Origin of the sequence: Anaeromyxobacter paludicola, assembly GCF_023169965.1 — a bacterium.
GTDB classification, from domain to species: domain Bacteria; phylum Myxococcota; class Myxococcia; order Myxococcales; family Anaeromyxobacteraceae; genus Anaeromyxobacter_B; species Anaeromyxobacter_B paludicola.
This window is the reverse complement of record NZ_AP025592.1, coordinates 2,387,082-2,412,225: the sequence shown is the minus strand read 5'-3', so window position 1 is coordinate 2,412,225 and position 25,144 is coordinate 2,387,082. Positions and strand designations below refer to the sequence as shown.

The window sequence follows — 25,144 nt, the reverse complement described above, 5'->3', positions numbered from 1 at the left end:
TGTCACCAGTCCTCGTTTGACAGCCCGGAGCGCCCCGCCGATCATCCGGCCGTGATCTTGAAGACCGAGGGGCTGAGCAAGACGTTCGAGGTCGGCTTCTGGCGCCGCCGCGTCGAGGCCGTGAAGGACGTCACCTTCCAGGTGGAGGAGGGTGAGATCTTCGGCTTCGTCGGCCCGAACGGCGCCGGCAAGACCACCACCATCAAGATGCTGATGGGGCTCATCCACCCGACGCGCGGGCGCGCCTTCATCTTCGACGCGCCCATCCCCAGCCACTCCGCCAAGGCGCGCATCGGCTACCTGCCCGAGCACCCCACCTATTACGAGTTCCTCACCGGCGGCGAGGCCTTGCGGCTCTTCGCCACCCTGGCCGAGGTGCCGCGCGCGGAGCAGGGGCGGCGCTGCGAGGAGCTGCTCGAGCTCGTCGGGCTCACGCAGGCCGCCGACCGGCAGATCCGGAAGTACTCGAAGGGCATGCAGCAGCGGCTCGGCATCGCGCAGGCCCTGGTGGCCGATCCGGCCTTCGTGGTGCTCGACGAGCCCATGAGCGGGCTCGACCCGAACGGCCGCAAGGAGATGCGCGACGTCATCCTGGAGCTGAAGCGGCGCGGCAAGACGGTCTTCTTCTCGACCCACATCCTGCCCGACGTCGAGTCGCTCTGCGACCGCGTCGGGGTGATCGTGGGCGGCGTGCTGCGCGACGTGGGCCGCCTCGGGGAGCTGCTCTCGCCGCGCGTCGGCAGCGTGGAGCTCACCGCCGAAGCCACCGGCGCGGCGCGCGCGGCGCTCTCCCGAGCGCGCGTGCTGTCGGAGGAGGGGAGCCGGGTGACGGTGCGCTTCGAGGGCGAGTCCGCCTCGAAGGAGGCCGACGACGCCGTCCGCGCGCTCGGCGCGGCCGGCGGGCGGCTCGTCTCGCTCACCCCGCACCGCGAGACGCTCGAGGACTTCTTCATGCGCCGCATCGCCGAGAACGGGGCGGGCGCGGCGCCGATGCGGCGCGCCGGCTAGCCCCGCCCGCCCGTGCCCATCGAAGAAGGACAGATCGCCGAGCTCCTCGCCGCGCTGTGGGTCGTCGCCCTCGGCGCCGTGGTGGGCAGCTTCCTCAACGTGGTGATCGCCCGCGTGCCGGCCGGCGAGTCGATCGTCCGCCCCCGCTCCCGCTGCCCGCGCTGCGGCGCCGGCATCGCCTGGTACGACAACGTGCCGGTGCTGTCGTGGCTCCTCCTGCGGGCCCGCTGCCGCCGCTGCCGCGCGCCGATCTCGATCCGCTACCCGGTCGTGGAGGCGCTCGGGGCCGGCCTCGCCTGGCTCGCCTTCTACCGCCACGGGCTCTCGGCCGAGGCCGCCGCCGAGTTCGCCTACGCCGCGGTGCTCCTCTCGCTCGCCTTCATCGACCTCGACACCTGGCTCCTGCCGAACGCGCTCACCTGGCCGCTCATCCTCCTCGGGCTCGCCGCGGCGGGCCTGGGGCTCTCGGCGGCGCCGTCGTTCCGCTCGGCGGCGATGGGCGCGGCCGCCGGCTTCGTCGCCTTCGGGGCGGTGTCGGTGATCGGGGAGAAGGTGTTCCACAAGGAGGCGATGGGCTTCGGCGACGTCTGGCTGCTCGCGGGGCTCGGCGCGTGGCACGGGCTCGCCGCGCTCCTGCCCGTCGTGCTGCTCGCGTCGCTGCAGGGCTCGGTGGTCGGGCTCGCGCTCATCGCGCTCGGCAAGGGGCAGCCGGGGCCGAAGCCGCGCGAGGCGGCGGGCGGCGAGGGCGCGCTGGCGGCCCCTCCCCAGCCCTCCCCGCCCGGCGGGGAGGGGGAGCTTCACGGCCCGCCTGCCGGCGACGCCGTCGCGGCGTCCCCGCCCGGCTGTGAGAGGGAAGCTCCACTGACCAGCGAGGCTCCGCTGCCCGGCGGGGATGAGCCGCTCTTCCCCCCTCCCGCGGAGCGGGGGAGGGTCGGGGACGGGGCCGAGCCCGACGCCGAGCCCGACGCGGTCGACCCCGACGCCGACTGGGTGCCTCCCAAGAACGCGGTCCCCTTCGGCCCGTTCTTGGTGCTCGCCGCGTTCGAGTGGCTCTACCTCTCCCAGCCCCTGTCGCGGCTCGTCCCGGCGCTCGGCCTCTTCCGCTGACCATGCCGACCCGCGGCGCGCGCCCCCTGCTCGCCCTGCAGCTCGTGGCCCTCGCCGCGGTCGGGCCCACGGTGCTCCTCGCGGCCGGGCTCCCGCTCCTCTCGACCCGGGCGCTCGGTCCGGCCGCCTTCACCGCGCTCGCGCTCGGCGCCGGGATCGCCACGCTCGCCGCGGGCTCGCTCCTGCTCTCGCGCGCCGTGGCCCGCCCGGTGGACCGGCTCCTCGCCGCCGCCGAGCGGCTCGGCGATCTCCCCGGCGCCCCGGGGCTGCCGCTCCTGGGCGAGCCGGGCGGCCACGGCCTCTCGCGCGCCGCGGTGGCCTTCGAGCGGCTCGCCGCCGCGCTCGCCGAGGAGCGGGCGCAGCTCGCCGCCAAGGTGGCGGAGCTGACCGCCGCCAACCGCTCGCTCGAGGAGGCGCGCGAGTCGCTCCTCCGCTCGGAGCGGCTCGCCACCGTCGGCCGGCTCGCCGCCGGGCTGGCCCACGAGGTCGGGAACCCGCTCGGCGCGGTCACCGGCTACGTCGAGCTCGCCCGCACGCGGCTGCCGCCCGGCGCCGACCCGGAGCTCGCGGGCGCCCTCGACCGGATCGCCGCGGCGGCGGAGCGGATCGACCGGACCGTCCGCGAGCTCCTCGACTTCGCCCGGCCCTCGGCGCCGCTGCTCGTCCCGGTGCCGCTCGCGCCGGCGGTGGACTCGGCCCTGCGGCTCGCCCGCGTGCAGTCCCGCTTCAAGGAGGTCGAGGTGACCGTCGATCTCCCGCCCGGCCTGCCGCCGGTCCGCGCCGATCCGCACCAGCTCTCGCAGGTGCTCCTCAACCTCCTCCTCAACGCCGGCGACGCGATGCAGGGGCGCGGCGCGCTCCGGATCGAGGGGCGCCTCGGGCCGGACGGCACGGTCGCGCTCGCCCTCGCCGACGCCGGGCCGGGCATCCCGCCGCAGGACCTGGAGCGGATCTTCGACCCCTTCTTCACCACCAAGGAGCCGGGGCGGGGGACCGGGCTGGGGCTCGCCATCAGCCACCGCATCATGGAGGGCTTCGGCGGCGCCATCTCGGCCGGCAACGGGCCGGGCGGCGGGGCGCGCTTCGTGCTCCGCTTCGCGTGCTAGAGTCGGGCTCTCGTGGCCCTGCGCGACGTCCTCATCGCCGACGACGAAGAGTCGATGCGGCACCTCCTCTCGGTCTTCCTCACCGACCAGGGCTACCAGGTGCGCGCCGTGGCCAACGGCGAGGAGGCGCTGAAGGAGCTCGCCGCCCGCGACTACGACGTGGTCCTCTCCGACGTCCGCATGCCGCGCATGGACGGGCTGGCGCTGCTCGGGGAGGTGCAGCGGCTCCACCCGGAGCTGACGTTCATCGTCATGAGCGCCTACGGCTCGCACGACGCCGCCATCCAGGCCATGAAGGCCGGCGCCTACGACTACGTCTCGAAGCCCTTCCGGCCGGACGAGGTGCTGCTGGTCCTCAAGAAGGCCGAGGAGCGCGAGCGGCTCTGGCGCGAGAACCGGCGGCTCCGGAGCGAGCTCGCCCAGGGCTACCGGCTCGACCGGATCGTGGGCGGCTCGGAGGCCATGGCCGAGGTGCTGCGCCAGGTGCGCAAGGTGGCGCCGCTCAAGACGACGGTGCTCCTCACCGGCGAGTCGGGCACCGGCAAGGAGCTGGTGGCCCGGGCGCTCCACGAGCTCTCGCCGCGGGCGAGCCTGCCCTTCGTGGCGGTGAACTGCGGCGCCATCCCCGCCGAGCTGGTCGAGTCGGAGCTCTTCGGCCACGTGAAGGGCGCCTTCACCGACGCCTCCCGCAACAAGAAGGGGCTGGTGGCGGAGGCCGACGGCGGCACGCTCTTCCTCGACGAGATCGGCGAGCTGCCGCAGGGGCTCCAGGTGAAGCTCCTCCGGTTCCTCCAGGAGGGCGAGGTCCGGCGCGTCGGCGACGTCCGCTCCGAGCCGGTGGACGTCCGCGTGGTGGCGGCCACGGCGCGCGACCTCGGCCGCGCGGTGGAGCAGGGGCAGTTCCGCGAGGACCTCTTCTACCGGCTCAACGTGATCGGCGTGCGGCTGCCGCCGCTGCGCGAGCGCCCCGGGGACATCGACGAGCTGGCGCGCCACTTCCTCGCCCGCTACGCGCGGCTGCGCCCCGAGGCGCCGGTGGCCGGCTTCGCCCCCGAGGCCCTGGAGGCGATCCGCGCCTGGCGCTGGCCCGGCAACGTCCGCGAGCTCGAGCACGCCGTCGAGCGCGCGGTCGTGCTCTGCGAGGGCGGCCTGATCCGCGAGGAGGACCTGCCGGAGCGGCTGCGCGAGGCGCCCCGCTCCCCGGCCGCGCTCCCGCCGGCCGACGGGGCCGAGGAGCTCTCGGTCAAGAAGGCCACGCTCGCGCTCGAGGAGCGGCTGATCCGGCGGGCGCTCGAGCGCACCGGCGGCAACCGCACCCGCGCCGCCGAGCTGCTCGACCTCTCGTACCGGGCGCTCCTCTACAAGATCAAGGAGTACGGGATCGACGCCTGACGCCGCGCCGGGCGCTCGCGCCGCGGCCGCTCGCCGGCCTCGCCGGCGGGGTGGGGCGCGATATCGGATCGGGCGGGTTTCTTGCGCCCCGGCACCCACAGGGTAGCGTCAACGGCGGATGCTCGAACCGGGGGGAGCACGGCCGAGGGGACTGCGCCAGCGGGGCGATCCGCGGCAGCCGTCGCGCCGCGCGGCCCGTGTCGAGGGGGGGAGCCGGGCCCCTGCAGCAGGTAACCCCGCCGTACCTCGAATGTGGGACGTTTCGTGCGGGCCGGTGGCCCTGCGATTGCAGCCCCGGCGAGGGCTCGTCCGGCGATCGGCCGGGCGGAAGGTGGCGGAAGTGGCGGACTTTGTGGCGCGGGGTTGCTCGGCTATAGTGGGCCCCGCCGGGTTGCACGGGAAGTATTCGACGCAGTCGGGGTGCCTCTCGTGCCCCCGCACGCACTGAAGGGAGCGCGATGGGGAAGACCAAGCTGGCCGTGGGTCTCGACATCGGCTCCAGCAGCGTCAAGCTGGTGCAGCTGAAGCCGCGGAAGGGCGGGTACACGCTGACCGCCTTCGGCTCCGCGCCGCTGCCGCCCGAGGCCATCGTCGACGGCGCGCTGATGAACTCCTCGGCGATCGTCGAGGCCATCCAGCAGGTGATGAACGAGCAGCACGTCCGCGCCAAGAACGTCGCCATCGGCGTCCGCGGCCACTCGGTCATCATCAAGAAGATCTCCCTCCCGCGCATGTCGCAGGAGGAGGTGGACGAGTCCATCCAGTGGGAGGCGGAGCAGTACATCCCCTTCGACGTGAAGGACGTGAACATCGACACCCAGATCCTCTCGGATCAGGGCGACGCCGCCGGGCAGATGGACGTCCTCCTCGTCGCCGCCAAGAAGGACATGATCAACGACTACACCGCCGTCTGCGCCGAGGCCGGCCTCACGGTGTCGGTCGTGGACGTGGACGCCTTCGCGGTGCAGAACGCCTTCGAGGCCAACTACGAGCTGCCGCCGAAGGACACGGTGGTGCTCATCAACGTCGGCGCCTCGGTCACCAACATCAACATCCTCTCCGGCGGGACCACCACCTTCACCCGCGACGTCACCATGGGCGGCAACGCCTTCACGGAGGAGATCCAGAAGCAGCTCAACATCTCCTACGAGGAGGCCGAGGCGCTGAAGGTGGGCGGCCAGGGGGAGATGGACGCCGTGGTCCCGCAGGAGGTCGAGCGGGTCATCCAGGGCGTGGCCGACCAGCTCGGCAGCGAGATCCAGCGCTCCCTCGACTTCTTCGCCTCCACCGCGCCCGACAGCCGCATCGCCCGCGTCTACCTGTCCGGCGGGGCGGCCCGCATCGCCGCCCTCTTCAAGACCATCGAGCAGCGCGCCGCAGTGCCCGTCGAGATCCTGAACCCCTTCAAGAACATCGACATCGACAACCGCCAGTTCGACCCCAACGTGATGATGGGCGTCGCGCCGAGCGCTGCGGTGGCGGTGGGCCTGGCCCTGCGCGGCCCCGGGGACAAGTAGCCATGGTCCGGATCAACCTGCTCGCGGTTCGGGTCTCGAAGAAGAAGGAGGCCGGCAAGCAGCAGCTGGCCCTCGCGGCCGCGGTGCTGGTGGTGGCCCTCGCCGGCAACTACGCCTGGGACCACGCCCGCTCCGCCGATCTCGCCGCCCGCCAGTCGAAGCTCGCCCACACCAAGGCCGAGATCGCGCAGCTCGAGAAGATCATCGGCGAGGTGAAGAACATCAAGGCCGAGCAGGCGGCGCTCAAGGAGAAGCTCGACGTCCTCGACAAGCTGAAGCAGGGGCGCACCGGCCCGGTGAAGCTGCTCGACGAGCTCGCCACCCTCACGCCGAAGCGGCTCTGGTTCAAGAAGATCGAGGAGAAGGGCGGGGCGATGGTGTTCGACGGCAGCGCCGCCACCATCGACGACGTCTCGGCGCTCATGAGCGCCCTCAAGCAGTCCCGCTTCTTCACCAAGGTGGAGCTGAAGAAGACCACGGCCCGCACCGAGGGGCGCTACAAGCTCGTGGACTTCACGCTCGACACGGCCTGCACCTACACGCCCGCGGCGGCGCCCGGGGTCCCCGCCGCCTCCTCCGGTGCCGCGGCCGCCGCGGCCCCCGTCGCCCGGTAACCCGCCATGGCCATCGACACCAAGTTCCTGGAGCGCGTCGTCAAGGCCCCCCTGGCGGCCAAGCTGGGCGTGGCGGCCGGCGTGGCGGTGCTGCTCACCGCCGCCAACTACTTCGCCATCGGCGTGCCGGCCTTCGGCGACAGCATCACCGAGACCGAGGCCAAGATCCGGAAGGTGGAGGGCGAGCAGAAGAAGCTCGACGCCGACCTGATCGAGAAGACGGCGATCGCCAACAACCTGAACCAGTTCCGGCGCGAGAAGGAGCTGCTCGAGCAGAAGCTGGCCGAGGCGCTCGCCGAGCTCCCCGACCAGAAGAACCTCGACGAGCTCCTGCAGCTCTTCCAGGACCGCGCGGTCAAGGCCGGCCTCGAGATCGGCACCATCGAGCCGCAGGCCGAGCAGTCGAGCGGCTTCTACGCGCGCATCCCGGTGCCGATGACCGCCAGCGGCAACTACCACGAGATCGCCACCTTCTTCGACGCCCTGGGCCGGCTGCGCCGGATCGTGAACATCAGCGACATCGTGCTCGCCGATCCCAAGGTCGTGAACGGCAAGGTGACGGTCAACGCCAGGTTCCTGGTGACCACCTTCATGTTCACCGAGAAGAAGAGCGGCCCGGCGGTGGCGAGGAGCGGGAAATGAGGCCCCAGGCTCGGATGGCGCTCCTCTGCGCCGTGGCGCTCGTCGCCGGGTGCAAGGAGCAGAAGAAGGCCCCGGCGGCGAAGCCGGCCGCCCCGGCGCAGGCCGCCCCGGCGGCCGCGGCGGCGCAGGCCCCCGCCGCCGCGCAGCCCGCGGCGGCCCAGTGGTCCTACTCCGGCGCCGGCAAGCGCGACCCCTTCCGCAGCTTCCTCTCGGAGCTCGAGACCACGCACGCCGCCGGCTCGGCCCGCTGCACCACGCCGCTCGGCCGCTACGAGCTCGAGCAGCTCAAGCTCGTCGCGGTGGTCACCGGCCTCGCCGACCCCGTCGCCATGCTCGAGACCCCCGGCGGCGTCGGCTACAGCGTCCGGCCGGGCATGTGCATCGGCAAGAACGGCGGCACGGTGGCCGCGGTGCGCTCGGGCGAGCTGGTGGTCTCGGAGTGGACCGTCCGCGCCGACGGCACCCGCGACAAGTCCCAGACCGTCCTGCGGCTGCCCAAGGAAGCTTCGCTGAACCTCGAGGAGCAGGTGCCATGAAGACCACGACCATCCGCCTCGCGGGCCTGACGTTCCTGGCGCTCGCCGCGGGCAGCGCCCGCGCCGCAAGCGCCCCGAATGCCATCCGCGCGATCGACGTGGCCGAGCGGGGCGGCGCGGTGGAGATCGACATCCGCGGCACGCGGGCGCCGAGCTACACCGTGTTCAAGCTGCAGGACCCGCCGCGGCTCGTGCTCGACCTCGCCGGCGCCGACGTGTCGCAGCTCGCCTCGCCCATCCAGGTGGGCAAGGACGGCGTCCTCGCCATCAGCACCGCCCAGTACAAGGACGACAAGAGCAGCGTGGGCCGGGTGGTGGTCGCGCTCGAGCCGGGCGCCCGCTACGAGGTCGGCCCGCGGGGCGACGCGGTCGCGGTCAAGGTGACCCGCGGCGCCGCCCAGGCCGCCGCCCCGGCCCCCGCGCCCGCTCCGGTGGCGGTCGCCACCGCCCCGGCCGCGCCGGCCGACAACGTCGTCTCCCGCCGCGCCGACGAGGCGCCGGTCTCGCGCGCCGCCACCGCCGTCACCGGCGTGCGGGTGAGCCCCGACCGCGTCTCCCTCGCCGTGGACGGCGACGTGGGCCGGATCGAGGTGATCGAGCTCGCCAACCCGCCGCGCCTCGCGCTCGACCTCTTCGGCGTGAGCCGCGCCCCGCGCGCCGCCGTCCCGGGCGCCGGCCCGTTCCGCCAGGTCCGCTTCGGCCGCGACCAGGGCAAGGTGCGGGTGGTGCTCGACGCCGCCGCCGGCCTGCCGAGCTTCCAGCTGAAGCGGGTCCCGGGCGCGGTCGTCGTCGCGCTCGGCGAGGCCGCCCCGGCCGTGGCCCAGCCCGCCGCGCCCGCCCGCGCCGCTGCGCCGGCGCTGGTGGCCCGCGCCGCGCCCGAGCCGGCCGCGGCCCCCGCGCCGTCCGCCGCCGCGCCGGTCGCCCCGGTCTCGATGCGCGTCCACGCCGAGGCCGCCGCCGCGGCCGCCGAGCCGTCCGCCGCGCCGCACCGCAAGGACGACTACGCCGGCCGCCGCATCACCCTCGACTTCCACGACATCGACATCCGCAACCTGCTGCGGCTCATCGCCGACGTCTCGAAGAAGAACATCGTGGTGGCCGACGACGTGACCGGCAAGGTCACCGTCTCGCTGCGCAACGTGCCCTGGGACCAGGCCCTCGACCTCGTGCTCCGCACCAAGGGGCTCGACAAGGAGGAGCTCGGCAACGTCATCCGCGTCGCCAAGTACGAGCAGATCGCGAAGGAGCGCCAGGCGCGGCTCGACGCCATCAAGTCGCAGGCGCCGCTGCTCCCGCTCAAGGTCCGGCTCATCCCGGTCAACTTCACCCGCGCCAACGAGGTCTCGGCGCGCGTGAAGGACCTGCTCTCCGAGCGCGGCACCGTCTCCACCGACGACCGCACCAACGTCCTCATCGTGAAGGACGTGGCGGAGAACCTCGAGAAGGCCGAGAAGCTGGTGCGGAACCTCGACACCGAGATCCCGCAGGTGCTCATCGAGAGCCGCATCGTCGAGGCCTCCTCCAACTTCAGCCGCGCGGTGGGCGTGCAGTGGGGCGGCAACGCCAGCTTCAGCCCGGCCACCGGCAACTCCACCGGCCTCTCCTTCCCGAACACCGTCGGCGCGACCGGCGCCTCGGGCGGCGGCCCCACCACCGGTACCGCGAGCGCGCCGAACTACGCGGTGAACCTGCCGGCGGCCATCGGCCAGGGCTCGGGCGGCGGCATCGGCCTCGTGTTCGGCTCGGCCAGCGGCGCCTTCAACCTGAACCTCCGCCTCTCGGCCCTCGAGAGCACGGGCGTCGTGAAGACCATCTCGGCGCCGAAGATCGCCACCATCGACAACAAGGAGGCGACCATCGGGCAGGGGCTCAGCATCCCCTTCTCGCAGACCTCCGCGGCCGGCGTGAACACCACCTTCATCGAGGCCAAGCTCGAGCTGAAGGTCACGCCGCACGTCTCCGCCGACGGCTCGATCCTCCTCAAGATCAAGGCCACCAACAACTCGCCCAACTCGTCGCTGACCGGCGCCAACGGCCAGCCGTCGATCTCCAAGCGCGAGGCCGAGACCGAGGTGCTCGTCAAGGACGGCGACACCACCGTCATCGGCGGCATCTACACCCGGTCCACGGCCCGGCACGAGTCGGACGTGCCCTGGCTCAGCAAGATCCCGGTGCTCGGCTTCTTCTTCCGCGGCCGGTCCGAGTCGGACGATCACACCGAGCTCCTCATCTTCATCACGCCGCGCATCCTGAACCGGCAGCCGCTGGCGCAGAACGCCGTCGCCGGCGGGTAACCGGAGGCCTCCCATGAACGCCAAGCGGATCCTCGCGCTCCTCTGCCTCGCCGCCGCCGGCTGCGGCGCCAACGACGGCTCCTCCATCCAGGTGGTCGGGCGCGTCGCCACCCCGACCGCCAGCGCCAACACCGCGTGCACGTTCGCCACGGGCACCTACACGAGCGGCGGCATCCTCGACCTGCAGGGTGCGCTCACCTACCTGCTCCCGGTCGAGGTGGACAACAACATGGCGGACCCGGGGACCAACGGCACCGGCAGCCCCGCCGCGCTCACCTGGACCGCCGAGAAGGTGCGCACCCGCATCGTCTCCACCGGCTTCACGCCGCAGCTCCTCACGGTGCCGGCGGAGAGCATCATGCCGGCCGACACCACGAGCGTGAAGGAGGGCACGAAGCAGGTGCTCTTCGTCCCGCTCGTCCAGCCGGCCTTGGGCGCCCAGATCAAGGCCGCCGCCGGCTCGTTCTCGGGCTTCAAGACGGTGGAGATCGGGTACCAGCTCCTCGGCCGGACCGCCGACGACGGCACGCACGACACGGCCGAGAAGTTCTATTCGATCGAGATCTGCGACGGCTGCCTCCTCGCCCAGCCCACCTGCGCCACCGGCAAGACGCTCACGCGCGCGCCGAGCTGCTTCGACCCGGGCCAGGATCAGTCGCTCTACGTCTGCCAGTAGCGCGCCGCGTCAGGCCGGCGCGGTCGGGGCCGCGTCGGCTCCGTGCTTGACCCGCGGCTCCGGAGCGGGCTAATAGCGTCCATCCCCCGAGGCCCCGCCGCACGGCCGGAGGGCGGGGGAGGGACCACCATGAGCTTCCGCGAGCACCTGCAGGGCCTCTGCAAGAACGTCGACGGCGCGGTCGGTTGCGCCCTCATGGCCACCGACGGCATCGAGGTGGAGACCCACCTCGAGGAGGAGGGCGGGCAGCCCGACCTCCGCTCGCTGCTCATCGAGTACGCCACGCTGTTCCGGGGCGCCGCCGAGGCGTCGCGGACGCACGGGGCGGGCGAGGTCTCGGAGCTGTCCATCGCCACCGACCAGATGCTCACGGTGGCTCGGATGGTCTCCCCCGAGTACTTCATGGTCGTTGCCCTCCGCCCGGACGGGAACTTCGGCAAGGCGCGCTACCTGTTGAGGCTGCTCGCCCCCAAGCTGAGAACCGAGCTGTAGGGGGTCGCGGCCGGCGCGGCGGAGAGCCGCCTGGCAGCCGCGTCCCCATCGAAACCCTTTATTCACGAGGAGTGACACAGATGGCCGATACCCTGGACACCTCGGCGTTCCGCCGCGGGCTCAAGATCGAGATCGACGGCGAGCCCTGGGAGATCGTGGAGTTCCAGCACGTCAAGCCGGGCAAGGGCTCGGCCTTCGTGCGCACCCGCATCAAGAACCTGCTGACCGGCCGCACCATCGACAAGACGTTCAAGTCCGGCGACGTGGTGGGCAAGCCCGACGTGGAGGAGAAGGAGATGCAGTTCCTCTACAAGGAGGGCGACCACTACAACTTCATGGACAACAAGACGTTCGAGCAGACGTTCCTGTCCGTGGAGCAGATGGGCGACGCGGCCAAGTTCATCAAGGACAACACCACCACCCACATCATGTTCTTCAACGGGAAGGCCATCGGGGTGACGCTGCCCAACTCGATGGACCTCAAGGTGGTGAAGTGCGATCCGGGCGTCCGGGGCGACACCGTCTCCGGCGCCACCAAGCCCGCCACCCTCGAGACCGGCTACGTCGTCAACGTGCCGCTCTTCATCAACGAGGGCGAGATCCTGCGCATCGACACGCGCACCGGCGAGTACCTCACCCGCGTGGCCGGCTAGCCGCGCCCTCCAGGAGAGCCCCATGGCGAGACGAGTCGAGCGGGTGCAGCAGGCGGAGCAGGAGAAGCCGGTCGTGGAGGCGGGGCCGTTCACGCTCTCCGACGTGAAGCAGCTCGTCGAGGCCCTCGAGGGCACCGACGTGACGAGCTTCGTGTGGAGCCGGAGCGGCGACAAGGTGGTCATCCGCCGCGGCGAGAAGCCCGCGACCGTCGCCGTGGCCTACCCGTCGCCCGCGGCCGCCGTGGCGCCGCTCGCGCCGCTGCCGCCCGTGTCCGCGCCGGCGGCCGCGGCCGCCGCGCCGGCCGCCGCCCCCGCCCCGGCCCCCAAGGCCGAGAGCAAGCCGGGCGTCATCGTGACCTCGCCGTTCGTCGGGACCTTCTACCGGGCGCCCTCGCCCGAGTCGCCGCCGTTCGTGGACGTGGGCGCCGTGGTCAAGAAGGGCCAGGTGCTCTGCATCGTCGAGGCGATGAAGCTCATGAACGAGATCGAGGCCGAGGTCCCGGGCAAGATCGCCGAGATCCTGGTCGAGAACGCCACCCCGGTGGAGTTCGGCGAGCCGCTCTTCCGCATCGAGCCGGCGTAGCGCCAAAGCCTCAGGCGGCCACATGTTCAAGAAAGTCCTCATCGCCAACCGGGGCGAGATCGCCCTGCGCGTCATCCGTGCCTGCCGCGAGCTCGGCATGGAGACGGTGGCCGTCCACTCCACCGCCGACGCCGACTCGCTCCACGTGCGCTTCGCCGACGAGGCCGTCTGCATCGGCCCGCCGGCGTCGAAGGACAGCTACCTCAACGTCCGCGCGCTGCTCTCCGCCGCCGAGATGACCGGCGCGGACGCCATCCACCCCGGCTACGGCTTCCTCTCCGAGAACGCCGAGTTCGCCGAGATGTGCGAGAAGGTCGGCCTCAAGTTCATCGGGCCCCGGCCGGAGATGCTGCGGCTCATGGGCAACAAGGTGGCCGCCCGCGCGGCCATGGAGAAGGCCGGCCTGCCCCTGCTCCCCGGCGCCCGGGGCGTGCTCCAGGACTCCACCGAGGCCGAGAAGATCGCGAAGGAGATCGGCTACCCGGTGATCCTCAAGGCGGCCGCCGGCGGCGGCGGCCGCGGGATGAAGATCGTCCGCGAGGGCCAGGACGTCCGCAAGGCGTTCGAGACCGCCTCCAACGAGGCGCTGGCCGCCTTCGGCAACGGCGACATGTACCTCGAGCGGTACGTCGAGGAGCCCCGCCACATCGAGCTGCAGATCGTCGCCGACGAGCACGGCAACGTGATCCACCTCGGCGAGCGCGAGTGCTCGGTCCAGCGCCGGCACCAGAAGATCATCGAGGAGGCGCCGAGCCCCGCGGTGACGCCCGCGCTGCGCAAGGAGATGGGCGAGGTGGCGATCGCCGCCATGAAGAAGGTGGCCTACAACAACGTGGGGACCATCGAGTTCCTCATGGACGAGAAGGGCCGCTACTACTTCATGGAGATGAACACCCGCATCCAGGTGGAGCACCCGGTCACCGAGCAGGTGTACGGCCTCGACCTGCTGCGGCTGCAGCTCCGGCTCGCGGCGGGCGAGAAGCTCGACCGGACGCAGGACGAGGTGGTGCCGCGGTTCCACGCCATCGAGTGCCGCGTCAACGCCGAGGACCCGGTGAGCTTCGCCCCGTCCCCGGGGCTCATCACCGGCTACCACCAGCCGGGCGGCTACGGCGTCCGCGTGGACACCATGGCGTTCGAGCACTACAAGGTGCAGCCCTTCTACGACTCGCTCGTGGCCAAGCTCATCTGCTGGGGCGATTCGCGCGAGGTGGCCCTGTCGCGCATGCAGCGCGCGCTCGACGAGTACGTGGTCGAGGGCATCAAGACCAACATCCCCTTCCACAAGCGGATCCTGCAGCACGGCAGCTTCCGCGCCGGCAAGTACGACACCCGGCTGGTGGAGCAGGTCCTCGCCACCGCGCACGCCGAGAAGGCGCCTGCTCCCAAGGCAGGTCAGGGCTGACTCGACCGGGGGGCCGAAAGCGGAAATTCCTGCGTAGGTTCGCGGGATTCCGCCGGCCGTCCGCTTGACCCTGTCCTGGGGTTCCACTACGCTCGACAGGCTTGGCCCTCGACAAGAACAAGATCGTCGCAGAGGCGAGCAAGTACGCCCAGAAGGGGCAGTACGACAAGGCGATCAAGCTCTACGAGAAGATCCTCTCCGAGGATCCGAAGGACGTCCGCGTCCGGCTGAAGATCGGCGAGACCCAGCAGAAGAAGAACGACCTCTCCGGCGCCGCCGAGACTTTCCACCTCTGCGCGCAGGCGTACGGCGAGCAGGGCTTCGCGCTCAAGGCGGTCGCGGTCTACAAGCAGATCGCCCGGCTCACCCCCGACGACCCGCGCGTCCCGGAGAAGCTCGCCGCGCTCTACCAGCAGCTCGGCCTCCTCTCCGACGCGATGGGGCAGATGCACGCGCTGGCGCAGTCCTGGGAGCGGGCGGGGGACGAGGCCAAGGTGATGGACGCGCTCCGCCGCATGGCGGAGCTCGATCCCGACAACGTCGCCACCGCCGTGAAGCTCGGCGAGCTCTACGTGCGCGGCGGCCAGCCGGGGCCGGCCCTGGAGCAGTTCCGGCGCGCCGCCGCCGCGCTCAAGAAGACGGCGCGGGTGGACGAGTACCTCAAGGTCGCCGAGCGGGTCGCCTCGCTCGCGCCGCAGGACCTCCAGCTCACCCGCGAGCTCGCCAACGTCTACCTCGCGCGCGGCGACACCAAGCGCGCCCTCGCGAAGCTGCAGCTCTGCTTCAAGGCCGACCCGAAGGACGTGGAGACGCTCACGCTGCTGGCGCAGGCGTTCCGCGATCTCGGGCAGCTCTCGAAGACGCTCTCGGTCTACAAGGAGCTCGCCCACGTCTACGCGGAGCGGGGCCGCGCCGAGGACGCCCGCGCCACCTTCCGCAAGGTGCTCGAGCTCGCGCCCGACGACGCCGAGGCGCAGGAGGGGGCCGGCGTGCGCCGCGCGCCCGAGCCGGCCCGGGCCCCGGCCTGGCCGCCGGCGAGCGCGACCCCGGCGCCGGCCCCGGCCGCCGCCCCGCCGAGCGCCGCCCCCGCTCCGGCCTCGGCGGCGCAGCCCGGCCCCGCGGCGCCGGGCGTGGACGCCATCCCGCGGCTGCTCACCGAGCTCGACGTCTACCTGAAGTACGGCCTCACCGCCCGGGCGCTCGAGCACGTCAACAAGGTGCTCGCGCTCGACCCGGGCCACGCCGAGGCCCACGAGCGGGCGCGGGAGATCCACGTCCGCGCCGGCGACCCGGCCTCGGCGGCGCGCGAGGGGGCGCTCGCGGTGCGCGGTCACCTCGCGAAGGGCCGCCCGCTCGAGGCCGAGGCCGCCCTGGCGCGCCTGCGCGAGCTCGCGCCCGGGCACCCCGAGCTCCCGGAGCTCGAGGCCGCCTGCGGCCCGGCGACCCCGCCCGCAACGCCCGCGGGAGGCGAGGAGGTCGTCGCCTTCGAGGGTGGCGGCGAGGAGGTGGTCGCGTTCGAGGGCGGCGGCGAGACCGTCGCGTTCGAGGGCGGGGGCGAGGAGCGCGTCGCGTTCGACGACGGCGAGGCGCTGGTGGTCGGCGAGGAGGACATCGAGCCGGTGGACGAGGACGCCCTCGCGCTCTCGATGGCCGCCGAGGAGGGGCAGGAGGTCGTCCCGGACGACGAGCCGCCTTACGGCGCGGCGACGGCCGGGGCCGCGCCGGCGCGCGCCGGCGCGAGCGCCCCGTCCCGCGAGCCGGCCGCCGACGTGGCCGAGGTCACGGTGGACGTGCTCGCCGTCGCGGCCCCCGCGGCCGGGCCGGCCCCCTCCCCGACCCTCCCCCGCGGAGCGGGGGAGGGAGACGGCGCCGCCGCCGCTGCGCCCGGCCCCCGGGCGGGCGGCCCTGCCGCGCCCGGCCTCGCTGCGCCCATCTCCTCCGCGGCCGGCCCCGCTGCGCCCATCTCCTCCGCGCCCGGCCGCCTCGAAGCCGCTCCCTCCCCGCCGGGCGGGGAGGGCAGGGGAGGGGCCGCCACGAGCGCCCCGCTGGATGGCCAGGCCCCGGGAGCCTTCGCCGCCCCCGACCCCGAGGCCCTCGGCGAGCTCGACTTCTTCATCCAGCAAGGGCTCCTCGAGGAGGCCCGCGAGCTCCTCGAGCAGCTCGCGAGCGCGCACCCCGGCGACCCGGAGGTCGCCGCGCGGCTCGCCGCCCTCGCCGCGGCCGGCGCCGAGCAGCCGGAAGCGCCGGCCGCCCCGGAGGCGCCGCCCGCCGCCGCCCCGCCCTCCGAGCTCGCCCCGCACGCCGTCGCCCCGCTGGCGGTCTCGGGCGACGACACCTTCGACCTCGGCAAGGAGCTCGCCTCCGAGCTCGCCGAGGACCCTCCGGCACCGCCGTCCCCGGGCGACTTCCAGTACTCGGTGGACGACGTCTTCTCCCAGTTCAAGAAGGGCGTCGAGCAGACGGTCCGCCCCGAGGACGGCGCGACCCACTACGACCTCGGCATCGCCTACAAGGAGATGGGGCTCCTCGACGACGCCGTCCAGGAGTTCGAGGTCGCCCTCGCCGCCGGGGGCCACCCCGAGCTCGACTGCCTCAACATGATCGGCCTCTGCCGCATGGCGCAGGGCGCGCCCCTGCAGGCGGCGGACGCCTTCCGGCGCGCGCTCGGCTCCGACGGCGTCGGGGTGGAGCAGGCCAAGGCGCTCCACTACGAGCTCGGCCTCGCCTACGAGGGGGCCGGCGACCCGCAGGCGGCCCTCTTCTACCTGCAGAAGATCGTCCGGATCGACCCGCGCTATCGCGAGGTGGCGGGGGTGGTCGCCCGCCTCGGCGGCGGCCCCGGCCGCCCCCCGGCTCCGCTCGTCGGCGGCCCCGCCGCGCCGAGCGCCCCCCCGGCCCCCGCCGCGACCCGGCCCGCCCCCGCGGCGCCGCCTCCGCCGGAGCCGCCCGCCGAGCCGGAGCCCACCCCGGTGGCCGCGGCCGCCGGCCGGCCCGGACCTCGCAAGAAAATCGGATACGTGTAGGATTCGGCTCCAGAGGGCCCATCCCGTGAACTACCTCGAATTCTACGAGCTCGAGCAGGAGCCCTTCTCGAACGCTCCGGTCTCGCGCTTCTACTACGACTCCGAGCAGCACGCGCAGGCCCTGGCCCGGCTCGAGCACGCCGTGTCCAACATGAAGGGGCTCGCGCTGCTCGTCGGCGACATCGGCGCGGGCAAGACCACCCTGGCGCGCCGGCTCCTCGACTCGCTGCCCGAGGATCAGTACGAGGCGGCCCTCCTCGTCATCATCCACTCCGGCATCACCGCCGGCTGGCTCCTCAAGCGCATCGCCCTGCAGCTCGGCGTGGAGCAGCCGGCCGAGGACAAGCTCGCGCTCCTGTCGCAGCTCTACCAGCAGCTCGTGAAGATCTACGAGGAGGGGCGCAAGGCCGTCGTGCTCATCGACGAGGCCCAGATGCTCACCTCGCGCGAGATCATGGAGGAGTTCCGCGGGCTCCTGAACCTCGAGGTCCCGGAGCGGAAGCTCATCTCCTTCGTCTTCTTCGGCCTGCCGGAGCTCGAGGAGAACCTGCGGCTCGACCCGCCGCTCGCGCAGCGGGTGGCGATGCGCTACCGGCTGCAGCCGCTCTCGGAGGCCTCCACCGACGCCTACCTGCGCCACCGGCTCAAGCTGGCCGGCGCGCCGCGGGTGCCCTTCACCCCCGAGGCCGTCGCCCTCGTGCACGAGTTCAGCGGCGGCACGCCGCGGCTCGTGAACACGCTCTGCGACAACGCGCTGTTCGAGGGCTTCCTGGCCCGGGCCCGCGAGATCGACGCCGCCATCGTGGAGCGGACCGCGCACGACCTGGGGCTCGACGCCGAGCCGCCGCCGCCTCCTCCGGCCCTGCCGCGCCCCGCCGCCGGGGCCGGCGTGGACTTCGAGGCGATCGACCGCTACCTGGACGCGCTCGGCAAGTGAGCCGCGGTGGAGGTGCGGCCCCGCGCCGCGCCGGACGCCAGGGAGCCGCGTGAAGCGCAAGCTCGCCATCGCCTTCCTGACCGGGGTCCTCGGCGTGGCCGCGGCCGCCCTGCTCGCGCTCCGCTCGCCGCTCGTCGGCCGGCGGGTCTGCGCGCTCGCCGAGGCGCGCGCCGGCGCCGCGCTGGGCCTGCCCCTCGCGATCGACTCCTGCCAGCTCGACCCGCTCCGCCTGGAGGCGCGCCTCGACGGCGTGCGGCTCGGCGCGCCGGAGGCGCCGGTCTTCACCGCCGAGCGGCTCAGGATCCGGCTGGCCGCGCTCCAGCCCATCGGCGGCCGGCTGCACCTCGCCGAGGTGGAGGTGCTCGCGCCGCGGCTGCGCGCCACGGTGCCCGCGAGCTCCGGCGGCGGCGCCCCCGCGGCCTGCCCGCCGCCGGCCCTGTCCAAGGTGGACGTCCGGGCGCTCCGCATCGAGCGGGGCGCGCTGGAGCTGTCGCTCCCCGGCGGCGCCCGGATCTCGGCCGGCCGGATCGACCTCGCCACCGGCCGGGAGCGGCTCGCCGACGAGCTCCGCACGCTCGCCGGCCGCACGCCGCGCGCCCGGGTGCAGCTCGACGCCCGCGCGCTCGCCTACGAGGACGGGCCGCGGCAGGTCCGGCTCGACGCGGTGCGCGTCGCCTCGGAGCTGGCGCTCGATCTCTCCTCGGCGAGGATCCTCGACGCCCGCGCCGAGGGCCCGGGGCTCTCCGGGAGCGTCACCGGCTCGATCGAGGACCTCTGCCGCCCCCGCCTCGACCTCCAGGCGCAGCTCTCCGGCTCCCTGCCCACCCTGCTCGGCGCGGCCGGCGCGAGCCCGCCCGGCGCGGCCGGCCGGCTCGACCTCTCGGCCCGGGCGCGCGGCCCGCTCGCGCGGCTGGAGGCCCGGGGCGAGGTCGCGCTCGCCGGGGCGAGGCTCGACGGCTGGGAGCCGGGGGACGCCCGCGCCAGCTTCCGGCTCGCCGGCCGCGAGGTGAAGGTGGAGCGGCTCGAGATCCCGCTCGCCACCGGCGGGCGCGTGTCGGCGAGCGGCAAGGTGACGCTCGGGGCGCAGGTGGGGCTCGAGGCCGAGGCGGACCTCGACCGGGTGGAGCTCGCCGAGGTGCTGCAGCGGCTGCAGGTGCCCGGCGCCTGGGTGATGGCCCGCGTGGGCGGGAAGCTCCGGGTGCGCGGCACCGCGAGCCCGCTCGCCCTCACCGGCGACGGCGGGCTCGACGTGAGCGAGTTCCGGGTGCTCGACCACTCTTGGAGCCGCTACCGCCCGGGCGAGCCGACCGTGCTCGACCTCTCCCGCGCCCGCGTGGACGCGCCGCTCCGGATCGACCGCGACGGCGTCCACATCGACGGCGGGCGGCTCCGCTCGGGCCAGGCCGCGCTGGACGTGAGCGCGGTGCTCCACTTCGAGGACGCGCGGGGCTTCCGGATCGGGGTGGCCGGGCCGATCGACCTCGGCCTGCTGCGCCACGTGGCCTCGGTCCCGCTCGACGGCCACGGGCCGATCCAGGCCACGCTCGCCGCCGCCCCCTACGGCAACCCGCGGGTGAGCGGGCGGGCGCACCTCTCCCGCTTCCGGATCCTCGACCTCGCGCTCGGGGAGGTGGACGGGCGCGTCGAGTACCAGGGCTTCGTGCTCCGCGCCGAGGAGGTGTCGGGGCGCGTCGGCGAGACCCGCTACGGCGGCGGCCTGGCGCTCGACCTCGGCGCCACGCCGGTCGCCATCCGCGACGCCCGCTTCGCGGCCCACGGCCGCGTGCGCGACCTCCTCGAGGCCGCCGAGGGCTGGCAGCCCGGGGCGCGGCGGCTGGGCGAGCTGCTCGACGCCGAGCTGGAGGGGGAGGGGAGCTTCTCCGGCCCCGCCGCCGCGCTCGACGCCACCTTCTCCGCCCGCCTCGGGCGCGGCGCGCTCGCGGGCCGGCCCTTCGAGGGCGGCCTCCTCGCCGGGCGCGTGGAGCGGGCCGAGCGCGTGGTGCTCCAGCGGGCCGAGCTGCGGCAGGCCGGCGGCGGCGCCGTGCGCGGCGAGGCGACGCTCGGGCTCCTCGCCCCGTACCCGGTGGAGGTGGCGCTCTCCGCCGCCGGGCTCCGCCTCGACGACCTCGGCCTGCCGGACGCCTTCGCCGGCACCGTGCGCGGGGAGGGGACGCTGCGGGGACCGCGAGACGCCCTCCGCGGCCGGTTCGCGCTCGCGGGCGAGAGGGTCGCCATCGGCCCGGTGGCGGTCGGCGCGACGCAGCTCGAGGGCACGGTGGCGGGGCGCGACGTCGCCTTCTCGGCCAGCGCCGAGGGGGCCCGGCTCGCCGGGACCGCCCGCCTCGAGGGCGGCCTCCCCTACCAGGCTCGCGGCACGCTCGACCTGCCCGACGCGGCCCGCCGGGTGCCGGCGCTCGCGCAGAAGGGCGTGAAGGTGCGGCTCCAGGCCGAGGCCGAGGCGCGCGGCGAGCTCTCGGACCTCCCGGCGAGCCGGGCTTCGGTGCGCTTCGGCACGGTGGCGGTCTCGCTCGGCGAGCTGCGGCTCGAGAACGACGCGCCGGCCACCCTCACGCTCGAGCGCGGCGGGCTGGCGGTGGACGCGCTCTCGCTCAAGGGCCAGAGCACCCGGCTCGCGCTCTCCGGCTCGCTGGCGGCCTCCGGCGCCCTCTCGCTCGAGGGGCAGCTCGCGCTCGACCTGCGGCTGCTCGCCGGCGCCATCCCGGGCGTGGTGTCGCCGCGCGGCCAGCTCAGCGCCGAGGCGCGGGTGGGCGGCACCCTCGCCGAGCCGTCGCTGGTCGGCGCGGGCTCGCTGCGCGACGGCGGCTTCCAGCTCGAGCGGGTGCCCGTCGGGTTCGCCGGCCTGGCCGGCGAGCTCGCCTTCTCGCAGAACCGGATCCTGCTGCCCGCGGTGACCGGCACGGTGAACGGCGGCAAGGCCGCGCTCTCCGCGGAGGTCGAGCTGGCGCGGCTCTGGCCGTCGCGCCTGCGGGTCCACGGCGCGCTCGAGGACGTGCCGGTCCGGATCCCGGACTGGATCCCGTCGCAGGTCTCGGGCGACCTCGACCTGGAGGGGAGCTTCGAGGCGGTCACGCTCTCGGGCCGGCTGCACGTGCTGCGCGCCCGCTACACCGAGAACGTGGACCTCGAGAAGCGGGTGCTGGCGCTGCGCCGGCGCGCCGCCGAGGCCCCCCGCCCGTTCGACCGCTCCGGCGAGTGGCTCCACTTCGACGTGGGCCTCCTGCTCGACGGCGACGCGCGGGTCGAGAACGACCTCCTGCGCGGGCCGGTCACCGGGGCGCTCACGCTCACCGGCACCCCCTCCGCCTTCGGCCTCGTCGGCTCGCTGTCGATGGCCGAGGGCAGCCGCGCCACCTTCCGCGGCAACGAGTTCATCCTCTCCCACGCGGTGATGGACTTCTCCGACCGGAGCCGGCTCCGGGCCGGCCTCGACGCGCAGGGCGAGGCGCAGGTGAAGGAGTACCGGGTGTTCATGAGCGTGACCGGCCCCTACGAGTCGCCGCGCCTCCAGCTCACCAGCACGCCGGCGCTGACGCAGGAGGACCTCATCACCCTCCTGTCGCTCGGCTACACCGCGCGCGACGCGGCCGCCGCCGGCGGGGTGGGCGGCGTGGCGACCGCGGCCGCGGCGCAGGCCCTCATCAGCGCCTCGGGGCTCGACGCGCAGGTGCGGCGCTTCCTGCCGCGCGGCCGGGTGCTGTCCGACTTCGGCATGCGCGTCACCAGCGCCTACTCCGAGGCCACCGGCCAGGTGGAGCCGCGGGCGGAGCTCGAGTCGCGCGCGCTCGAGGACCGGCTCTGGCTGCGCTACCAGGCGCCGATGTCGGGCGGCCGCGGGCAGCGCGCCCAGGCCGAGGTCCGGCTGGGCGATCACACCTCGCTCCAGTACCAGTGGGACAACGAGACGCCCGACGTGGTGACCGAGTACGGCGGCGACCACGGCCTCGACCTCAAGTTGCGCTGGGAGTGGCAGGAGTGACGCGGGCCTCCCTGGCCGCCGGCGCGGCCCTGCTGCTCGCCCTCGCCGGACCGGCGGGCGCCCGCCCGGCGCCGCCGCAGGCCCGGGCCGCCGACGCGGTCGGTCCGGCGACGGCGCCGGCGCGGCCGCGGGTGTCGCGGGTGGACCTGATCGTCCCGCCCGGCGAGGACCCAGCGGCGCTCCGGCCGCTCCTGGCCGTAGCGGCGGGGGAGCCGCTCTCGCCGCGCGCGCTCCGCCGCACCGTCCAGGCGCTCTACGGCGTGGGCCGCTTCGGGAACGTGGTGGTCACGAGCGCGCCCGACCCGGCCGCGCCCGGCAGCGTGGCGCTCACCGTGCGCTGCCTGCCGCGCCGCGTGGTGGCGGCGGTGCGGTTCAGCGGCCAGGCCCCGCCGGGCTTCCCCGAGTCGCGCCTGCTCCGCGCCACCGATCTCGCCCCCGGCGCCGAGTTCGACCCGGCGCGGCTCGACCGCGGGCTGCGCCGGCTCGAGGCCGCCCTGGGCCGCGCCGGGTGGCGGCAGGCCCGCGCCCGCGCGCAGGTCGAGGGCGACGCCCGGGTGACGGTCTCGGTGGAGGTGCTCGCGCGCGCCCCCACCCTGGTGGCCGGCCTCGCGCTCGCCGGCGTGCCGCCCGAGGCGCAGCGCCCGCTCCTCGCCGGCCTGCGCACGCACCCCGGCGCGCCGCTCGACCTCGACGCGCTCGAGGAGGACGGTCGCGCGGTGCTCGCCCGGCTCCGGGCCGAGGGGCGGCTGCGCGCGCGGGTGGGCGCGGCCCGGCTCCACCTCACCGCCGACGAGGACGGGCCCCGCGCCGACGTGGAGCTCCCGGTCGAGCCCGGCCCGCGGCTCGCGTTCCGCTTCCCCGGCGCCGCGGCCTTCGGGCCGTCCGAGCTGCGCGAGCGGCTCGGGCTCGATCCCGACGAGCCGCTCGACGGGCCCGCCGCCGACGCCGCGGCGGCGCGGCTGCAGGCCTTCTACGTCTCGCAGGGCCACCTCTTCGCGCGGGTCACGGCGCGCGAGGAGGCCGAGGGCGCCGGGCGGGCGCTGGTCTTCCACGTGGACGAGGGGCGGCGCTACCGGGTCGGGCGGGTCCGCTTCCTGGGCGCCGCGCACCACGCCGAGCCCTGGCTCCGGGAGAGGCTGCGGGAGTGGCTCGACGAGCAGGCTCCGGAGGATCAGGACCCGGTCGCGGTGTCTCGCGAGCGGCTGGAGCGGGCCGCGGGGACGCCGGTGTCGCGGCCGGCCCGGGCCCCGGCCGCGCCGAGCGAGGTCTACGACGAGCCCTCGTGGGACCGCGCGCTCTCGCAACTCCTGGACCTCTACCACGGCGAGGGCTTCCTCGACGCCGCCGTCGAGGGCGCGCGGCTCGACGCCGACGCCCGCCAGGGCGTGGTGGACGTGGAGATCCGGCTCCTCGAGGGCGCCCGCACCGTGGTGGAGTCGATCGCCTTCGAGGGGAACCGCGCGGTGGGGCTCACCGAACTCGCCCGCACGGCCCGGCTCGCCCCCGGCGCCCCGCTCTCGGGCGAGGAGGTGGCGCAGACCCGCGACGCCATCCTCGGGCTCTACGCGCGGCAGGGCTACGTCTACGCGAAGGTGGAGTCGCAGGAGGAGCTGTCGGCCGACCGGCGCACCGCCCTGGTGCGGTTCCGGGTCAGCGAGGGGCCGCAGGTCCGGATCGCCAACGTGGTCGTCTCGGGCAACCGGCGCACGCGCGAGGACGTGGTGAAGGGCGCGCTCGCCCTCAAGCCGGGCGACGTCTACGACCCGGAGGCGGTGGCGCGGAGCCAGACCAGCCTCTTGCGGATGGGGGCGTTCCGCTCGGTGGGGCTGCGGCTCGGCGATCCGGACGTCCCGGAGGAGCACAAGGACCTCGCGGTGGAGCTCTCGGAGCGGCCCTGGGCCACGCTCGCGCCCGGCGTCGGCTTCTCGCTCGCCGACGGGCCGCGCGCCTTCCTCGAGTGGAACCAGCCCAACCTGCTCGGCCGCGCGCTCGACTTCACCGCCCGCGGCAAGGTGAACTACCCGCTCCCCGAGTTCCGCAAGAACCTCTCGAGCGACCCGGCGGAGCGGATCGAGGGGCGCGGCGACGTCGGGCTGCACTACCCCCGCGTGCACTTCCTGCCCTTCGCCGCCGCCGCCCGCTTCGACGCCATCGTGGAGCGGCTGCACCGGAGCGCCTACGACCTCGCCCGCGGCTCCTTCGTGCCGGGCCTCGACGTGCCGCTCTCCGACCGGATCACCCTCGCGCTCTCGTACGAGCTCGAGCTCGACCACATGGTGACCCGCAGCACCACCGAGACGCTCACCCGCGCCGACCTCGAGCGGCTGCGGCTGCCGGAGGGCATCACCACCCTGCAGTCCTTCCGGCCCACGCTCACCTTCGACTTCCGCGACAACGCCGTCCACCCGCGCCACGGCTTCCTGGCGACCGGCACCGCCGACCTCGCCCACTCGATCTCGACCGCGCTCCTCTTCGGCGCGGTGCCCGCCTCCGACGCCGCCAACTTCACGAGCATGCTGAAGCTCTCGGGAAGCCTGACCGGCTACCTGCCGGTCGGCGCCCAGAGCGTGTTCGCGCTGTCGGTGCGCGGCGGCCGGATCCTGTCGCTCGAGGCCAACTCGCGCACCATCGGCCCGAAGCGCTTCTTCCTCGGCGGCGCGGCCTCCATGCGCGGCTACGGCGAGGACGAGATGCTCCCCTCCGACTACCGCTCCCTCGTTGCCTCGCAGGTGGCGGCCTGCCGCGCCGGCGGGGGCACGAGCTGCGTGCCCGCCACGCCCACCTCGGAAGGCGGACAGGCCTTCGCGCTCGTGAAGGCGGAGCTGCGCGTGCCGCTCTCCCGGTCCACCGAGCTGGGCCTCTTCAGCGACCTCGGGAACCTCTGGCTCGACCCGGTCAACGCCGACTACCTCGACCTGCGGGTGAACGTCGGCGCCGGGCTCCGGTTCCTCACGCCCATCGGCCCGGCGGCGCTCGACGTCGGCTTCAACCTCTCGCCGGACCCGCTCGTGGGAGAGCGCGTGGTGGCGCCACACTTCTCGATCGGGTTGTTCTGATCTGACGGGACATGCTGTCCCGCCCCGCCGGCGGAGCCGTCGGGGCCCCACCCTCCGCTCGCCGGGTCCCTTGCGTTTCGCTTCGCGAAGCTCGCCCGGCCCGAGG

General features: G+C 74.4%; 18 protein-coding genes. All 18 read left to right on the top strand.

What is annotated here, in order from left to right; translation table 11 throughout:
- The first annotated feature begins 51 nt into the window (after positions 1–51).
- The 18 genes from AMPC_RS11045 to AMPC_RS10960 all read left to right on the top strand — a co-directional run bounded on the left by AMPC_RS11045 (position 52) and on the right by AMPC_RS10960 (position 25,038).
- Entirely contained in the window at positions 52–1,008 is a 957-nt protein-coding gene (locus AMPC_RS11045; protein WP_248340627.1) for an ABC transporter ATP-binding protein, read from the top strand.
- Positions 1,009–1,020: 12 nt separating this feature from the next.
- The gene (locus AMPC_RS11040) at positions 1,021–2,115 is read left to right on the top strand and encodes a prepilin peptidase (protein WP_248340625.1); all 1,095 of its coding nucleotides are present in this window, start codon (positions 1,021–1,023) and stop codon (positions 2,113–2,115) included.
- A gap of 2 nt (positions 2,116–2,117) precedes the next feature.
- Entirely contained in the window at positions 2,118–3,221 is a 1,104-nt protein-coding gene (locus AMPC_RS11035; RefSeq protein ID WP_248340623.1) for a sensor histidine kinase, read from the top strand.
- A 12-nt stretch (positions 3,222–3,233) separates the two neighbouring features.
- Positions 3,234–4,613, top strand: coding sequence for a sigma-54-dependent transcriptional regulator (locus tag AMPC_RS11030; protein WP_248340621.1), 1,380 nt, complete (start codon positions 3,234–3,236; stop codon positions 4,611–4,613).
- A 458-nt stretch (positions 4,614–5,071) separates the two neighbouring features.
- Entirely contained in the window at positions 5,072–6,130 is a 1,059-nt protein-coding gene (gene pilM / locus AMPC_RS11025) for a type IV pilus assembly protein PilM (protein ID WP_248340619.1), read from the top strand.
- A 2-nt stretch (positions 6,131–6,132) separates the two neighbouring features.
- Positions 6,133–6,744 carry a PilN domain-containing protein gene (locus AMPC_RS11020; protein ID WP_248340617.1) on the top strand — a complete coding sequence of 204 codons (612 nt, stop codon included), beginning with the start codon at positions 6,133–6,135 and terminating at the stop codon, positions 6,742–6,744.
- Positions 6,745–6,750: 6 nt separating this feature from the next.
- Positions 6,751–7,386, top strand: a complete 636-nt coding sequence (gene pilO, locus AMPC_RS11015; protein WP_248340615.1) for a type IV pilus inner membrane component PilO — start codon at positions 6,751–6,753, stop codon at positions 7,384–7,386.
- A complete protein-coding gene (locus tag AMPC_RS11010; protein ID WP_248340613.1) occupies positions 7,383–7,922 on the top strand; it encodes a pilus assembly protein PilP in 540 nt (179 codons plus the stop codon). The genes pilO and AMPC_RS11010 overlap by 4 nt, the downstream gene beginning before the upstream one ends.
- Positions 7,919–10,216, top strand: a complete 2,298-nt coding sequence (pilQ, locus tag AMPC_RS11005) for a type IV pilus secretin PilQ (protein WP_248340611.1) — start codon at positions 7,919–7,921, stop codon at positions 10,214–10,216. The genes AMPC_RS11010 and pilQ overlap by 4 nt, the downstream gene beginning before the upstream one ends.
- 13 nt (positions 10,217–10,229) lie before the next feature.
- Positions 10,230–10,892: a hypothetical protein gene (locus tag AMPC_RS11000; RefSeq protein ID WP_248340610.1), complete on the top strand. Its 663-nt coding sequence runs from the start codon at positions 10,230–10,232 to the stop codon at positions 10,890–10,892.
- A gap of 129 nt (positions 10,893–11,021) precedes the next feature.
- On the top strand, positions 11,022–11,384 hold the full coding sequence (locus AMPC_RS10995; RefSeq protein WP_248340608.1) for a roadblock/LC7 domain-containing protein: 363 nt from the start codon (positions 11,022–11,024) through the stop codon (positions 11,382–11,384).
- Positions 11,385–11,464: 80 nt separating this feature from the next.
- Positions 11,465–12,037: an elongation factor P gene (efp, locus tag AMPC_RS10990; RefSeq protein ID WP_248340606.1), complete on the top strand. Its 573-nt coding sequence runs from the start codon at positions 11,465–11,467 to the stop codon at positions 12,035–12,037.
- A gap of 22 nt (positions 12,038–12,059) precedes the next feature.
- Positions 12,060–12,620, top strand: coding sequence for an acetyl-CoA carboxylase biotin carboxyl carrier protein (accB, locus tag AMPC_RS10985; RefSeq protein WP_248340604.1), 561 nt, complete (start codon positions 12,060–12,062; stop codon positions 12,618–12,620).
- A gap of 22 nt (positions 12,621–12,642) precedes the next feature.
- Positions 12,643–14,025 (top strand): acetyl-CoA carboxylase biotin carboxylase subunit, encoded by a 1,383-nt coding sequence (gene accC / locus AMPC_RS10980; RefSeq protein WP_248340602.1) that lies wholly within the window; start codon positions 12,643–12,645, stop codon positions 14,023–14,025.
- Positions 14,026–14,126: 101 nt separating this feature from the next.
- Positions 14,127–17,048, top strand: coding sequence for a tetratricopeptide repeat protein (locus AMPC_RS10975; protein WP_248340600.1), 2,922 nt, complete (start codon positions 14,127–14,129; stop codon positions 17,046–17,048).
- 25 nt (positions 17,049–17,073) lie between these two features.
- Positions 17,074–17,985: an ExeA family protein gene (locus AMPC_RS10970; RefSeq protein WP_248340598.1), complete on the top strand. Its 912-nt coding sequence runs from the start codon at positions 17,074–17,076 to the stop codon at positions 17,983–17,985.
- A 49-nt stretch (positions 17,986–18,034) separates the two neighbouring features.
- Positions 18,035–21,982: a translocation/assembly module TamB domain-containing protein gene (locus AMPC_RS10965; RefSeq protein WP_248340596.1), complete on the top strand. Its 3,948-nt coding sequence runs from the start codon at positions 18,035–18,037 to the stop codon at positions 21,980–21,982.
- The gene (locus tag AMPC_RS10960; RefSeq protein ID WP_248340594.1) at positions 21,979–25,038 is read left to right on the top strand and encodes a POTRA domain-containing protein; all 3,060 of its coding nucleotides are present in this window, start codon (positions 21,979–21,981) and stop codon (positions 25,036–25,038) included. The genes AMPC_RS10965 and AMPC_RS10960 overlap by 4 nt, the downstream gene beginning before the upstream one ends.
- Positions 25,039–25,144 lie beyond the last annotated feature (106 nt).

Excerpts from the sequence above, each read along its gene's own strand:
- AMPC_RS11035 (WP_248340623.1), top strand. The coding sequence starts at position 2,118 with ATGCCGACCCGCGGCGCGCGCCCCCTGCTCGCCCTGCAGCTCGTGGCC.
- pilM (WP_248340619.1), top strand. The coding sequence starts at position 5,072 with ATGGGGAAGACCAAGCTGGCCGTGGGTCTCGACATCGGCTCCAGCAGC.
- AMPC_RS11020 (WP_248340617.1), top strand. The coding sequence starts at position 6,133 with ATGGTCCGGATCAACCTGCTCGCGGTTCGGGTCTCGAAGAAGAAGGAG.
- pilO (WP_248340615.1), top strand. The coding sequence starts at position 6,751 with ATGGCCATCGACACCAAGTTCCTGGAGCGCGTCGTCAAGGCCCCCCTG.
- AMPC_RS11010 (WP_248340613.1), top strand. The coding sequence starts at position 7,383 with ATGAGGCCCCAGGCTCGGATGGCGCTCCTCTGCGCCGTGGCGCTCGTC.
- pilQ (WP_248340611.1), top strand. The coding sequence starts at position 7,919 with ATGAAGACCACGACCATCCGCCTCGCGGGCCTGACGTTCCTGGCGCTC.
- AMPC_RS11000 (WP_248340610.1), top strand. The coding sequence starts at position 10,230 with ATGAACGCCAAGCGGATCCTCGCGCTCCTCTGCCTCGCCGCCGCCGGC.
- AMPC_RS10995 (WP_248340608.1), top strand. The coding sequence starts at position 11,022 with ATGAGCTTCCGCGAGCACCTGCAGGGCCTCTGCAAGAACGTCGACGGC.
- efp (WP_248340606.1), top strand. The coding sequence starts at position 11,465 with ATGGCCGATACCCTGGACACCTCGGCGTTCCGCCGCGGGCTCAAGATC.
- accB (WP_248340604.1), top strand. The coding sequence starts at position 12,060 with ATGGCGAGACGAGTCGAGCGGGTGCAGCAGGCGGAGCAGGAGAAGCCG.
- accC (WP_248340602.1), top strand. The coding sequence starts at position 12,643 with ATGTTCAAGAAAGTCCTCATCGCCAACCGGGGCGAGATCGCCCTGCGC.